The sequence below is a fragment of the Fontibacillus phaseoli genome, from assembly GCF_003337355.1.
GTDB classification, from domain to species: domain Bacteria; phylum Bacillota; class Bacilli; order Paenibacillales; family Paenibacillaceae; genus Fontibacillus; species Fontibacillus phaseoli.
Genome location: NZ_QPJW01000008.1, coordinates 26,549 through 40,494 on the forward strand (window position 1 = coordinate 26,549; position 13,946 = coordinate 40,494).

Consider the following 13,946-nt stretch of genomic DNA (forward strand, 5'->3'; position numbering starts at 1 on the left):
GCGATGGATCCCATTTTACTGCTGCTGAATCTGGGCGTCGCGCTCGTCATGGTCGTCCAAGTAAACTTCTTCTTTAATTCCGTCTTCGGCAAAGAGAGAAGTAAACCGACGAAATGGATGTATGTGATCGCCTTCCTTATTATTAACGTGATATATCTATCCGTATATTTTTCATCATCGCTTTGGTCCTCGCTGCTTGCGCTGGTGGTGATCTTCTGTCTATCGATGGGGTACGAGGTGGAATTCCGCCTGAAAATCATATTTTCTGTCCTTTATGCGGTGCTGCTTACGCTCATCAATAACATCTGTCTATTTTTACTTCATCCATCGATTTCCTTGGCAGTGGACAGTTCGAACTTCACGCTCGAATCGGTACAATTGTTATTTTCCTCAAGCCTTCTATTAAGCTGTACCGTTATGTTCGCCGTCATACAGATCATCCGATTCATGGCCAAACGCAGAAGCTATCCGCTGCAATTACGCTATTTCTTGCTGTTTCTCAGCGTACCGATCATTAGCATTTACCAGGTGAATGTGCTGACGATCTACAGCGAGAAAAATATCCATTACTTCCTGTCGGTATCCGGGTTCATCGTGTTGAATGTCCTTGTCGTCTATATACTCGATACGGTGATTGCCAGATTCCAGCTTCTGCATGAGAATGCTCAGCTGCAGCATCAGATGGATTACCAGGATGCCAATTATGAAAAAACGGTGCACAGCTTCAAAAAAATCAAAAGCATCATCCACGATACGAACCAGCAGTTTCTATACGTGGCGGAATGCATCGAAAGAGGCAAGACGACCGAAGCAAGCGAGCATATCCGGGTGACACTGAACAAGATTGAAGGCGCCTATCATCGGGTGAATACCGGCAATCTGGTGATCGATGCACTGGTGACAAACGCACTGAACATCGGGCAGGCAAACGGAATCCGAATGGAGACGGAGCTTCGCCTCTATGATCGGGAGCTGCAGATTGAGCGCTATGATCTGTGTGTGGTGCTCGGCAACATGCTGGATAATGCCATCGAAGCATCGAAAAAAGTAAAAGTAGCCGAGGATCGGAATATCCGGGTTTACATCCGTTCAAGCGAGTCCGCGTTATTCGTCCGAATCCGCAACCACGTGGATCGGGAGGTGACCGATTTGCGCAGTCGGAAAGCGAGCCCGGATTACCACGGCTTTGGACTTACCAACATCAAGCGAATCTGTGAAAAATACGGTGGACATATGACGATAGAAACCGAATCTCAAGCCTTCGACAATATGGTCGTGCTACCGTTTGACACCAAGGATTCCCGGGCGTAATGCGTTTCGGGGATTCTTTTTTTCGTTTCGGGGCATTTTGGAATGTTCTACTCACTCTCCTTGTATGATGAAGTCAGAACAAAATCGAAACAGAAAGAGGGAGAAGCCAAGATGAACAAGTGGAGACGGATGAGCGCGACCGTGATGGCTGTCCTGCTGCTGGCACTGCCGGTGGCGGAAGGAGAGGCATGGGCAAATAGCGACGCAACGACGGGAGATTTAGCCGGGGCGAAGGCGCGCGAGATGGTGGAGACGCTCATCGAGGGCTATGGTGCGACCGGAGTACAGTATGCAATCCGGGACGAAGGTAAGGTTGTGCTGTCGGGCGGTCTTGGAGTGAATGAGGCGGGAAGTAAGGCACCTGTTACGAAGGAGGCCATGTTCGGAATCGGCTCGGTCAGTAAAATGTACGTGACCGCCGCGACGATGATGCTTGCTGATGAGGGCAAGGTGAATATCGATCAGCCGTTAACGGAATATATCCCCGAGTTCAAGATGGATGACGAAAGATATAAGCAGATCACGCCCCGGATGCTGATGAACCATTCGGCGGGACTGTACGGCTCGCATTACAAGAACAGTATGCTGTTTGAGGACAACGATACGGAAAACCATGATAAGCTGCTTGAGAACCTGCAATCTGAAAAGTTGAAGTCGGAACCGGGCGAGTATTCCGTCTACGCCAATGACGGATTTCAACTGTTGGAGATTCTGGTGGAACGGGTGAGCGGGATGAGCTACAGCGAGTTTCTGGCTCAGGATATCAGCAATCCGCTGCAGCTGACCTCAACGAAAACGCCGCGCGACGATTTCAACCGGGATCGGTTGTATCCGGTTCGTTTTCCGGGCATTGCCGGAGAGCTGCCAGTAGAGAACGCGAATGTGATCGGAACCGGCGGCATTTATTCCACCGCGGAAGAACTGACCCTGTTCTCGGAAGTGCTGACGGGAGAACGGCCTGATCTGTTGTCCAAAGCGTCGGCGACAGCCATGCAGAAATCTGAATACCGCAGCGGCGTTTGGGTCAAGGACGAGTCGAACATCTTTGGCTACGGGCTAGGTTGGGATGCGGTCGATCTGGCCCCGTTCGATAACTACGACATAAAAGCGGTAACCAAAGGCGGCGACACGGTCCTGTATCATTCGGCGCTGATCGCCCTGCCTGAACAAGATATCTCTATTGCGCTGCTGTCCTCGGGCGGTTCGTCCATTTTTAATACGGTGGCGGCGAGTAATATTTTACTGGCGTACTTGAAAGAGACCGGGAATATCGCGGATATTCAGCCAGATAAAACCTTTGCGGTCCCTGCCAAAAAAGACATGCCGGACAGCCTGAACGCTTACTCCGGGTTGTATGGAACCGTGGGGTCAACGCTCCAAATTACGATTGGCAACGGAGAAGTGGACCTGCCCGGAATGATGGACGGTTTGATTCCGGAGCAAACCTACGTATATACCGGCGATCGCGAATTTACCGGCAAGGATGGACGCACCGTGATCAGCTTCGACGACCAGAGTAACGGACATACGTACGTCCGCGTTAAGAGTTATCTGGAGCTTCCCGGACTAGGACAGTCGGTGATCGCTTATTATGAATCCCAGAAGCTGGCCAATAACCCGCTGGCCGATTCCGTGGCACAGACCTGGACAGAGCGAAACGGAAAGACCTATTATGCAGTAGACGAGAAGATCAATTCGCTGTTTTATTTCTCACCTCAGATTCTGTCGAAAACGATTGAGTTAAACGGGCAAAACGGCTACGCCAACGGAACGAAAATCAAGGACGGGGACCATGCAGTGAACATTGCAGAAATCCCGGTCATGAACGGCCGCGATGTCTTCGACCTGACCTTCTCCAAAAAGGATGGTGTCGAGTACTTGCAGGCCGACGGTCGGATCTATATCAGCGAAGCGGCTGTGAAGCCGATCTACGAAGGCGTCGCTTCCAACGTCACTATCCCGGTATCGGGTAATGCGCGCTGGTTCAAGGTCGGCGAGGGAGCCGCAGGCAGGACCATGACCGTTGACCTGTCCCGGAATGGCGGTTTCGCCGTGTACGATGCGAACGGTGCGCCGGTGAATATTTCGGTTGCCACGGGCACGAATACGGCAGTGCTGCCGGAGAACGGCTTGATTGTCTTTGGCGGTCGGGGCGGCGACATCATGACGATTACGATGGAGTCGAAATAAGCGGAACACCCTCAGAAATAAAATAGGATAACATTTGAAAGAAACCAAGAAGCTAAGCAGCCTGTTCTCGCTTAGCATCTTGGTTTTTGGCGTCCATGGCTACTTTCTTTATCCAATTGGGCAAGGGAAAGCCACCCGACCTCAAGTGATCTCGTCTTATAGATGGTTATTATCGGGTTAACTTTATTGCCTTGATCCGCGAGCTTACGGTTCACCAAATTAGCACCATTCCAAAAATCCGTCAATACCAAAAAAACATTTTCCCATTTGAAATTAGCAGCTTTTTAATAACATATATCTATCATATAATAGTAGATATCTAAAAATGTTAATAAGTATTTTTAAAATATTAGCGCATAAGGACGGTAAAAATGAACAACAGACAAACCGAAACAGATGTTGTCTTAATTGGTGCTGGCATCATGAGTGCAACTTTGGGTTCGCTTCTGAAAGAATTAGTACCGGACTGGAAGATTACCGTGATCGAGAAACTGGCGAAGGCAGGAGAAGAAAGCTCCAACGAGTGGAATAATGCGGGAACGGGGCATTCTGCACTCTGCGAGCTTAATTACACCGTCGAGAAACCGGATGGATCCATAGATATTAGCAAAGCGATAAAAGTGAATGAAGAGTTTCAGGTTTCAAGGCAATTTTGGTCTTACCTTGTAAATAGCAATCTGATCCGTAACCCGAAGGATTTTATCGTGCCTGTACCTCATATGAGCTTTGTCCAAGGGGAGAAGGATGTCACGTTTTTAAAAAAACGTTATGAAGCGCTGTCCAACAACCCGTTGTTCCAAGGGATGGAGTACTCCGAGGATCCGGCTAAACTTGCGGAATGGATTCCGCTGATGATGAAAGGCCGGGCATCGAATCAACCTATAGCGGCAACGCGAAGCGAAGCGGGTACGGATGTCAACTTTGGCGCATTAACCCGCATTTTGCTTACCCATTTAAAGAGTAAAGACGTCGATATTCATTACAACCATCATGTGGATGATATTATGCGGACTAGCCGCGGCGCATGGGAATTGAAAGTACGGAATGTGGATAACGGCCATGTCGAACGTCTTGCTGCTAAATTCGTTTTTATCGGCGGTGGGGGAGGCAGCCTGCATTTGCTGCAAAAATCCGGTATTCCTGAAGGTAAAGGGATCGGAGGATTTCCGGTTAGCGGATTATTTTTGGTGTGCAAGAAACCGGAAATTGTTGCGCAGCATCATGCCAAAGTATACGGACAAGCTCCAGTTGGGGCTCCCCCCATGTCGGTCCCGCATCTGGATACCAGATTTATCGACAATAATGAATCGTTGTTATTCGGGCCGTTTGCCGGCTTCTCGCCAAAGTTTTTGCAAACCGGGTCCATGTTGGATTTGATTACTTCCGTGAAACCGCATAACCTCGTAACGATGCTGGCGGCCGGCGTAAAGAATGCCTCTTTGACGACTTACCTGATCAAGCAAGTGATATTATCGAAAGAAAAGCGCATGGAAGCTTTACGGGAATTTCTCCCGAACGCGAAAAGCGAGGATTGGGATCTGCTTGTAGCAGGACAACGAGTGCAAATTATAAAAGATACGGCTGCCGGCAAAGGAATGCTTCAATTCGGTACGGAAGTCATTAGTGCCGCCGATGGCTCCATCGCGGCATTGCTCGGCGCATCTCCCGGGGCTTCTACGGCTGTTTCCGTCATGCTGGAGGTTATCCATAAATGCTTCCCGCAACATATCGAAGCGTGGCATTCTAAAATAAGTGAAATGATTCCTTCGTATGGGGTGGCACTATTGGAAAACCCGGAGCTGATCCATGAAATTCATACATCAACAGCGCAGTCGCTTGGTCTAACCCGTGAGTTTGACCTGCAATCCGTCATGTAGACCGTACAAAAATAAATTAAAGTTCAACGGCCATTGTCCTGCATCCTTGAATGAATGTATATGCGTCGAAGGCGTGCCTCTCCTACAAAGCGGACTTAAATAACGGTATAATACTTATATCCAAAACCGTAGTATGGAAAATCAGGCGTATTCCGGGTACGCCCTAACCGCAGGAGGAGAACCGCATGAAGTCGATCACCGTTCAAAGCCTTACGGAAACGTTCAAATTGGAAGTGCTTGCGGGAGCCAGCCGCATGGATCGCGTGATTACCCGTCCGCGGACGCACAGGCCGGGGCTGGAGTTTGTAGGGTATTTTGACTTTTTTCCTATGGAACGGGTGCAAGTGCTCGGCCGCAAGGAAATTAACTATTTATTGACGCTAAGCGTGGAGGAACGCAAGCTGCATATCGGGAACATCGTCAAGTATCATCCGCCATGCTTTATTGTGACATCGGGACAGCAGGAGATCCCGTATCTGAAGCTATTCTGCGATCAGGAGGGCATTCCGCTGTTGTGGACGCCGGAGACGACCACGGAATTTATCGCCAAGCTGGACAGATACCTGGTGAAGGCCATGGCCCCGGAGATTTCGATTCATGGGGTGTGCGTAAACGTATCGGGCATTGGCATTCTGCTCAGGGGCAAATCCGGCATAGGTAAGAGCGAGACGGCCCATACGCTCATCCGAAGAGGTCACCGGTTCGTCGCGGACGATATTGTCGTGCTCAAGAAGTTGGGGCCGGCGACGCTGCTAGGCACGCATAACGAGACCACGAGGGAGTTCCTCGCGCTGCGCAGCATCGGCCTGATCAATGTCGTGCGCCAATACGGGCGCAGGGCCTTTCAGGACGAGACGCGAATCGTGCTCGATATTGAGCTTGCGCCTTGGCAGGAGAATTCCCTGAACAATGAGCTGGAGGTAGTTCCCCAGTTCACGGAATATTTAGGCGTCCAGATCCCGCATATCGAAGTCCAGCTTCAGCCTGGACGCGACGTAGCCGGTTTGATCGAGGCGGCCGCCAACAACTGGTATCTCAAGCAGCTCGGGTACAGCGCGGCGGAAGAGTTCATGCAGCGGATCGAGAACGAGATGCAGTAGGATAATAAAGAAGGAGCAGGCGAGAACGCCTGCTCCTTCTTTATTATCCTTACGAACTGGTTTATTCAATCGCATCCATTGCGGCTTCAACTTGGGCTTCTACGGACGTATCTATGTATTGCATGTTGACAGTGTATCCAGTGTCCGTTCCTTTTAATAAAAGCATGATTTTTGTGCCTCCCACGTTCCACTTGCTTGTTAAATAACCTCCGTCAGCAAGGGGGATTTGCTCGTGTGTGTCCTTATATGCAGCAATAATATCACTTTCCGGTTGACCGTAAACTTCAGCCAGATTATCAAACATGCCTTCATAAACGCCTATTAACCCGGATTCATCAAAACCTGAAATATCGGGGGTAAATGCTATTTTGGCCAGTTTGTTTTTGTAGAAGATATATAATTCTTCAGGGTCATCGAGCGATTCCTGGTACAAAAGGAGATAAATATCGCCCGATCCCCCTTCATCGAGAAGCAGCTTCTCACCGGAAACGGCCTTCATTTGGTCCGGGCTTACTCCCCATACCGGAACAGGGGCGGTTGCCGCCGGCTTTTCACCGATCCAGGCGATGCCCTTAGAGGCATCCGCTCCGACGACTTTACCGGTTAATGGCTTGACGGCCGATAAAGGAATGTACGTGGTTCCGTTCATCGCCTTGGCCGGTGCGGCCAGAAGGGTTGCGGTTCCGTTGATTTTGGCTTTCTTGCTGCCTGTCTGTACGGTGATATACGAACCGGCCGTATTTTTCGCCGTGACCGACTTACTTTTGCTATCGACGGTCGTGGTATAATTTAATTCGGTTAGAACCGCCTTCATCGGAATGAGCGTGGTGCCCTTTTCAACGACGGTTGGTAATTTCGCCGATGAAACCTTGCCGTCTATGTAGAGAGTGTAAGTAGGGGCCGCGGCGGAAGTGGAGGGAGCGTAAGAGAAAAGACCGGCGAAGATGGTCAGGCACCCTATAAGCGTTAAACAAACTGTTTTCTTCATATTGTCTCCTTTTGCCATGATTTTGGTTTCAAAATAATAAGTCTATTTTCTTGAATATAACATAGTTTGCTTTCATAATTGATCCATAATTTTCCTAATGAAAAAATTATTTTGCCTTGTCGGATTGCGGAAAGGGAGTAAGACGGATGACAGTGTTGTACGAGGATGAGACCGGGGATTGGGGCAAGCTGGTTGTTTACGAAACGTCGCATTTTGATGGGGAACCCGGAAGATACCGCGTTCTGGCATTTTCGGACGGATCGGCTCAGGGGGTCATGGACGTAGACTCTCCTGAGCGCATCGTATTCGAATATCCCCGGGCCATTCTTCATCTTATGGAAACGTATCTTCCGGACTACAATGAAGTGTTTGTCATCGGTCTCGGCATCGGAACTATTCCCGCCAGGCTCAAGGACAAAAGGGTAAAAGTGGCGGAGATCGATCCGCGGGTAAAGGAGGTCAGCCGTCGTTACTTCGGATACGCCCTGTCCAATGTGGAGGTTGGGGACGGACGAAGCTTGCTGGAAAGGGAGCGGAATCTTCTCTATGATTTCGTGGTTCTCGATGCTTTTACGGAGAAGGATACCCCGCTTCATCTGCTTTCCGAGCCTTTCTTCACACTATGCAAGGACAAGCTGAACGAGCGGGGCGGCCTCATAATGAACCTGTTCGGCCGCGGGGCATCCGATAACCTGATCTGTGCCGTGCACACCACGCTACGGTCCGTATTTACTTATACCTGTTGCTTCGAATTGCCCCAGACGGGAGCGGCCGATAAAAGAAACATCCTACTCATGGGGGCGCGGCAGCCGATACGGTTCCGGGAAAAGGAGATGGCCGGGTTCGTCGCGTTCAAACCGGAGGAAGGATACATCATCCAGGATCGGAATGAAAATTACCGATTGTAAAAAGAGGGCATGAACGGTATAATTCATCACTTATGAAGGGTACGAGATAAAGGAGCTAAATTATCATGAAGAACTACGGAATTCCGGACAATGCGCTCATTACCGTCGCGGGTACGGTCGGGGTGGGCAAATCGACGCTGACCACTTCGCTCGCCAGGCGGTTGGGGTTCAAGATTTCACTGGAAAAGGTGGACCATAACCCTTATCTGGAGAAGTTTTATGCTGATTTTGAGCGCTGGAGCTTTCATTTGCAAATCTACTTTTTGGCCGAACGATTTAAGGAACAGAAGGGGATTTTTGCAGCGGGCGGAGGGTTTATCCAGGATCGTTCCATTTACGAAGATACCGGGATCTTTGCCAAAATGCATGCCGATCAAGGCACGATGTCGGCAACGGACTACCAAACGTATACCAGTCTGTTTGAGGCGATGGTGATGACGCCTTATTTCCCGCACCCTGATGTGCTGATTTATTTGGAAGGCAGCCTGCCTGCCATCCTGTCCCGCATTCAGGAACGCGGCCGCGAAATGGAAGTCCGAACGGAGCGCTCGTACTGGGAACATATGCATGCCCGTTATGCCGCGTGGATCGACGGTTTTACCGCTTGCCCGGTGCTGCGTCTGAACATCGAGGAATACGACGTGAACGACCCGGCGTCGCTGGATGATATTGTTCGCCGAATCGGCGATACGATTCAACGAACGAAGCTTGCATACCCGGTGTAACTTCAAGGGATGTGTGGGACGGAACTCCCCCGGTACATCTTATAAATAAATGTCCAGCCTGCGGAATGGTGGAAAAAATTCCTTGCCATTCGCAGGCTTTTCTGTTATTTTTGATATTATCAAAGTGTTATTAACAAAATGTTACCAAGTGACGCGGGAATTTATCGCTCCGTTTAGGAGTGGAGAAAGCTGGGGGATGCAAGATGAAGAAGGTTGCGGGTGGCTGGAACCTGTTCGAAATGATCTGGTTGGTGTTGTTTACCTCGATCGCTGTCGGGTTTACGGTGATTTCCAAGGATTCTTTATTCGGGTTTACGGTCTTTATCACCGGGGTGCTGTGCGTGGTACTTGCGGCGAAGGGGAACCTGATGAGCTATGTTTTCGGTATGTACAATACCGTCGGTTACGCTTATTTAGCCTATATTAACGGTTTGTTTGGAGAGGTTATGCTGAATCTGCTTTTCTTTGTTCCAATGAACGTTATCGGCTTCTATATGTGGAAAAATAACCGCCAGGGCGGCAAGCTGGCCATGCGCCAGATGGAGCTTAAAGGTCTGTTCCTCGTCGGCGCGGTCTGCGTATTAGGCTGTCTGCTGCTGGGTTTTGGGCTTTCGTTCATCCCCGGACAAAACTCGCCTTACATCGATGCCATTACGACGGTGCTGTCGGTCGTGGCCACCTTTTTAATGGTTAGAAGATTTAAGGAACAATGGCTGGTCTATATCGTGTTGAATCTCTTCACGGTGCTGCTGTGGGCGATTCGGATGCTGGAGGGCAGCGGCGAAGGCTTGCTGATGATCGTGATGTGGAGCGCGTATCTGGTTAACGCGGTTTACGGCTACTATATCTGGAACAAAGGGGCCAAGGAGGTGGCGGCATGAAAAGTCTTGGATTGACGCTGGGGAAGTTTGCCCCGCTGCATAAAGGGCATCAGTTTATGATCGAAACGGCGCTGCAAGAGGTCGACGAATTGATCGTGGTGATTTATGAGACGACGGTCACGCCGATCCCGCTCCATATTCGGGCGAACTGGATTCGTAAGCTCTACCCGGCGGTCCGGGTGATTGAAGCCTGGGACGGTCCGGACGGGTATTCGAACGACCGGGAGCATGAGATTCGGGAAGAACAGTATATATTGGGTCTGCTGAATGGCGAGCAAGTAACGCATTTTTACTCCAGTGAGTTTTACGGCGGACATATGAGTCTAGCCTTGGGTGCGGTAGACCGGCGGGTCGATGAAGCCCGCGAAGATGTTCCGATCTCGGCGACGATGGTCCGTTCCGATCCATATAAGTACAGGGAGTTCGTAAGCGAACTCGTGTACCGGGATTTGATCACGAAGGTGGTATTCGTAGGCGCGATGTCGACGGGCAAGTCGACCCTTACCGAAGCGCTGGCGCAGCGGTATCGCACGACCTTTGCTAGCGAATATGGACGCGATTATTGGACCGAGCATCAGGTGGACCGCAGAATTGGTCTGGAAGCGTTCGATGAAATCGCGGTGGGTCATATCGAGCGCGAAGAGCAGGCTTTGCTGGAGGCGAACCGGGTTCTGTTCGTCGATACCAACGCGATTACCACGTATATGTTCGCCCTGGATTACCACGGCCGGGCGCCCGAGCTCTTAACCCGGATCGCCCTGGAGAATGCGCAGCGGTACGATCTGTTCTTCCTGTGCGACGACGATATTCCTTACGACGATACGTGGGATCGCAGCGGAGATCAGAAGCGGCATATTTTTCATAAGCAAATCATCGCGGACTTGAAGGAACGGCGTATTCCCTACATTACGCTGCGGGGCAGCCTGGAGGAACGCATGCGCAAGGTAGACGAGGTGCTGGCGAAGTTCGAGCCCTACGGGAACTATTTCGGCGAGCTGAACGGTTAGATCAGATGGACTAAAGAATAAAATGCAGGCAGGAGGCGAACCCGTTGGATTTGCTGGATCGCGACGGACTTACGGAACGCGAATTTTTGGAGCGCTACCGGGCAGGAGATTACGAGCGGCCTTCGGTAGCGGCCGATATGGTCATCTTCACCGTGACGGATGAGGAGGCGGACAGTTACCGCAAACTGGCGGAAAAAGAGCTGCGCATCCTGCTCATTCGCCGGGGAGGGCATCCCTACCTGGGCAAATGGGCGCTGCCGGGCGGCTTTGTCCGGCCGAATGAAACGGCGGAGCAGGCCGCGGCGAGGGAACTGCGCGAGGAAACCGGCGTAGACGATGTTTATTTGGAGCAGCTATACACCTTTAGCGATATCGGGCGGGACCCTCGAACCTGGGTGATGAGCTGCAGTTATATGGCTCTGATCAACAGCGATAAATTGGAGCTTAAAGCGGGGGACGATGCGGCCGAAGCGGCCTGGTTCAAGTTATCTTACCGGCTGTTGCGGGAACGGAAGGAACTGGCCGAGGACGGATACGTCAAGACGCTGGAATACGAGCTTAAGCTAAGCAGCGAAGGAGAAGAGCTGAAGGCTGTCGTGGCGAGGACGATGACGGCGAAGTCCACATCGACCGGCACGGATTATGCAATCGTATTGAATGACGGATTGGCCTTTGACCATGCGAAGATCATAGCGTGTGCTATCGAGCGGCTGCGGGGAAAAGTGAATTATACCGACATTGCGCTGCATTTGATGCCGAAACTCTTTACCTTGACGGAATTGCAGCAGGTTTACGAGGTCATTTCGGGCAAAGAGCTGCTGAAGGCGGCCTTCCGGCGCAAAGTGGCCGATCTCGTGGCGGAGACCGATCATTACACCGAAAACGCGGGGCACCGCCCATCCCGCTTGTATCGGAGAAATTTGGAGGACTAACGATGATTTACAATCTCGAAGAGTTAAGAAAAGCATATAACGCGGGAAACACCTTCAAGTTCGTGTTCTTTTGGGGCCATACGCCTCCGAAAGACGGGAGCGTCGATAAAAGCTGCTTTAGCCAGTGGTGGATGTGCCCGTTCAAGGTAGAGGGGACGGAGTACTCCTGCGCCGAGCAGTTTATGATGGCCGAGAAGGCAAGGCTGTTCGGCGATGACGAAATGCTGGAGTCGATCTTGAAGGCCAAGCATCCGAAGGAGATGAAAGCTTACGGGCGCGCGGTCCAAAACTTCGACAAGGAGATTTGGGATAAGGAATGCTACGGCATCGTCAAAAGAGCCAGCTTGGCCAAATTTTCGCAGAATCCGATGCTTGGCGAATACCTCAAGTCGACGAAAAACCGCATCCTCGTCGAAGCCAGCCCGCGGGACCGCATTTGGGGGATCGGCATGGGCCAGTCCAATCCTGACGAGTCGACACTTTCTTGGCGAAAGACTGGAGGATATGATTCCAATCTTCTTTTCCAGCCGCTATCGCTTCCTGTAGCTTATTCAATGTTTCCGGTTGGGGCAGCCCATGAATATTGCCCTCGACCAAGGCCGGTTTATCGGCACGCTGTTTCAAATGTTCGTATAAGTTTAAGCCGTATTGCGTCGAATCGTTAATTTTCATGAATCCTGCACCTTTCCTAATTAGAGTGATTCGGATAACTTCTTCTAATTTTAGTATTGGAATATTATTTCATATCTTTTATATTTATGGATGGAAAAGCAGCGGGACTGCTTAAGGTATTCATCAGGTTCTATTTATTGTTAAAATAGAGTTTCCATTACATCCAATAACAGGAATTCGGAGGCATGTCATACATGGAGAGAATACAGGCACTTGACGATTTGTACGAGGATGGCAGCACGGACGTAATTGAACTTGCCTCCGGTCAATGCACGGTTGTGCAGTGCAACCATAATATTGGACGTTCGTTTATCCGGTCGCTGCTGGGGGAGGGAACAACCTCCGGTTACGGGGTTACCTATCGGGGGGAGTTGTTGTCGCTCTGCAACCCCGAAACTGCTAAACAGGTTGGTTTCTGCTCTTTGGGTGAGGGCATGTATGAACGCCTGAAGGTGAGAGATTATTTGTTATTTTGGGCTGAAATTTATGAAGTTAGACCTGAGATAGGGGAACTGTTAAGCGGGATCGGATTGGAAGGCAAAGCGAATGAACGGATTTCCAGACTCAGCTATTCCGAAAAGCGGTTGCTTGGCTTTGCGAGAAGCATCCTACATGATCCGGAGCTTGTCATTTGGGAAGAACCCGAGCAGAATCTGGACCTTGAGAGTTGCATGATTGCAAGAAGGATGATATCCGGGCTAATTCGCAGAGACAAGGCGGTGTTGATCACCTGCTCGGCGCTCGAGCAAGCGCTGTCGATTTCGAATGTCATTTACCGGCTGAACGGCAGCAGGTTTGAGCCGATAGCATTACAGGAACCGGCCGAATTGCTCGAGCCTGAGTCCGATGTCGGTGAAGAAGTGCCTACGGAGGCAGGCATTGAACTGCCGGAGTCTACGGCAAGGCTATCCAGGCTTATGGTGAAAACGGAAGACAAATACGTGTTCATTGATCCGCAGACTATCAATTACATAGAAAGCAACGAAGGCATAACGACCTTGTTTACGAAAGAAGGCCGCTTCGCCTGTGCTTGGACGCTGGTGGAATTGGAGGACAAGTTGAAGCCGTTCCGGTTCTATCGCTGTCACCGTTCCTATATCGTCAATCTGAATCAAATAGCCGAGCTGATCGTATGGAGCCGCAACAGCTATAGTCTGGTTTTGAGCGACGGTCAAAAGTCCAGGATCCCGTTGTCCAAGGGAAAATTCGAGGAACTCAAGACGATCGTCGCTCTGTAAGTCCGCTCCGTTTATCCCTGAAACGGCTGCTTTCAACCTGCAAATGACTCCTTCCACGGTGATTATGCTGCTATTCGGCGATGAATGTTTAATCTGAAATAGAGCTAACCGGCTACT

At 50.5% G+C, this 13,946-nt stretch carries 11 protein-coding genes and 1 pseudogene; 11 read left to right on the top strand and 1 reads right to left on the bottom strand.

Annotated features, from left to right (window positions below; genetic code table 11):
- Window positions 1-3 precede the first annotated feature (3 nt).
- The 4 genes from DFP94_RS17575 (at window position 4) to hprK (ending at window position 6,478) form a co-directional block, all read left to right on the top strand.
- A complete protein-coding gene (locus tag DFP94_RS17575) occupies window positions 4-1,311 on the top strand; it encodes a sensor histidine kinase (RefSeq protein ID WP_114497780.1) in 1,308 nt (435 codons plus the stop codon).
- 111 nt (window positions 1,312-1,422) lie between these two features.
- Window positions 1,423-3,501: a serine hydrolase domain-containing protein gene (locus DFP94_RS17580; protein ID WP_114497781.1), complete on the top strand. Its 2,079-nt coding sequence runs from the start codon at window positions 1,423-1,425 to the stop codon at window positions 3,499-3,501.
- A 371-nt stretch (window positions 3,502-3,872) separates the two neighbouring features.
- Entirely contained in the window at window positions 3,873-5,378 is a 1,506-nt protein-coding gene (locus DFP94_RS17585; RefSeq protein ID WP_114497782.1) for a malate:quinone oxidoreductase, read from the top strand.
- 185 nt (window positions 5,379-5,563) lie between these two features.
- Window positions 5,564-6,478, top strand: coding sequence for an HPr(Ser) kinase/phosphatase (hprK, locus tag DFP94_RS17590; RefSeq protein ID WP_114497783.1), 915 nt, complete (start codon window positions 5,564-5,566; stop codon window positions 6,476-6,478).
- Between the two features lie 61 nt (window positions 6,479-6,539).
- Here the strand turns inward: hprK and DFP94_RS17595 are convergent, their stop codons facing one another.
- On the bottom strand, window positions 6,540-7,466 hold the full coding sequence (locus DFP94_RS17595) for a copper amine oxidase N-terminal domain-containing protein (protein WP_181873195.1): 927 nt from the start codon (window positions 7,464-7,466) through the stop codon (window positions 6,540-6,542).
- Between the two features lie 146 nt (window positions 7,467-7,612).
- Between DFP94_RS17595 and DFP94_RS17600 the strand changes: the two genes are divergently transcribed.
- The 7 genes and pseudogenes from DFP94_RS17600 (at window position 7,613) to DFP94_RS17630 (ending at window position 13,829) form a co-directional block, all read left to right on the top strand.
- Window positions 7,613-8,374 (top strand): spermidine synthase, encoded by a 762-nt coding sequence (locus DFP94_RS17600; RefSeq protein WP_114497785.1) that lies wholly within the window; start codon window positions 7,613-7,615, stop codon window positions 8,372-8,374.
- A gap of 65 nt (window positions 8,375-8,439) precedes the next feature.
- Entirely contained in the window at window positions 8,440-9,099 is a 660-nt protein-coding gene (locus tag DFP94_RS17605; RefSeq protein ID WP_114497786.1) for a deoxynucleoside kinase, read from the top strand.
- A gap of 203 nt (window positions 9,100-9,302) precedes the next feature.
- Window positions 9,303-9,980, top strand: a complete 678-nt coding sequence (gene pnuC, locus DFP94_RS17610) for a nicotinamide riboside transporter PnuC (protein ID WP_114497787.1) — start codon at window positions 9,303-9,305, stop codon at window positions 9,978-9,980.
- Window positions 9,977-10,987, top strand: coding sequence for an AAA family ATPase (locus DFP94_RS17615; RefSeq protein ID WP_114497788.1), 1,011 nt, complete (start codon window positions 9,977-9,979; stop codon window positions 10,985-10,987). Before pnuC ends, DFP94_RS17615 begins: the two co-directional genes overlap by 4 nt.
- Before the next feature lie 44 nt (window positions 10,988-11,031).
- Complete coding sequence (locus DFP94_RS17620; protein ID WP_114497789.1) at window positions 11,032-11,919, top strand: NUDIX hydrolase; 888 nt, start codon at window positions 11,032-11,034, stop codon at window positions 11,917-11,919.
- Between the two features lie 2 nt (window positions 11,920-11,921).
- A pseudogene (locus tag DFP94_RS17625) lies at window positions 11,922-12,410 on the top strand (NADAR family protein); the annotation flags it as partial.
- Window positions 12,411-12,785: 375 nt separating this feature from the next.
- On the top strand, window positions 12,786-13,829 hold the full coding sequence (locus tag DFP94_RS17630) for a LytTR family transcriptional regulator DNA-binding domain-containing protein (protein ID WP_181873196.1): 1,044 nt from the start codon (window positions 12,786-12,788) through the stop codon (window positions 13,827-13,829).
- Window positions 13,830-13,946: the final 117 nt, after the last annotated feature.

Coding starts and splice junctions, on each gene's coding strand:
- DFP94_RS17575 (WP_114497780.1), top strand. CDS start 4: ATGGATCCCATTTTACTGCTGCTGAATCTGGGCGTCGCGCTCGTCATG.
- DFP94_RS17580 (WP_114497781.1), top strand. CDS start 1,423: ATGAACAAGTGGAGACGGATGAGCGCGACCGTGATGGCTGTCCTGCTG.
- DFP94_RS17585 (WP_114497782.1), top strand. CDS start 3,873: ATGAACAACAGACAAACCGAAACAGATGTTGTCTTAATTGGTGCTGGC.
- hprK (WP_114497783.1), top strand. CDS start 5,564: ATGAAGTCGATCACCGTTCAAAGCCTTACGGAAACGTTCAAATTGGAA.
- DFP94_RS17595 (WP_181873195.1), bottom strand. CDS start 7,466: ATGAAGAAAACAGTTTGTTTAACGCTTATAGGGTGCCTGACCATCTTC.
- DFP94_RS17600 (WP_114497785.1), top strand. CDS start 7,613: ATGACAGTGTTGTACGAGGATGAGACCGGGGATTGGGGCAAGCTGGTT.
- DFP94_RS17605 (WP_114497786.1), top strand. CDS start 8,440: ATGAAGAACTACGGAATTCCGGACAATGCGCTCATTACCGTCGCGGGT.
- pnuC (WP_114497787.1), top strand. CDS start 9,303: ATGAAGAAGGTTGCGGGTGGCTGGAACCTGTTCGAAATGATCTGGTTG.
- DFP94_RS17615 (WP_114497788.1), top strand. CDS start 9,977: ATGAAAAGTCTTGGATTGACGCTGGGGAAGTTTGCCCCGCTGCATAAA.
- DFP94_RS17630 (WP_181873196.1), top strand. CDS start 12,786: ATGGAGAGAATACAGGCACTTGACGATTTGTACGAGGATGGCAGCACG.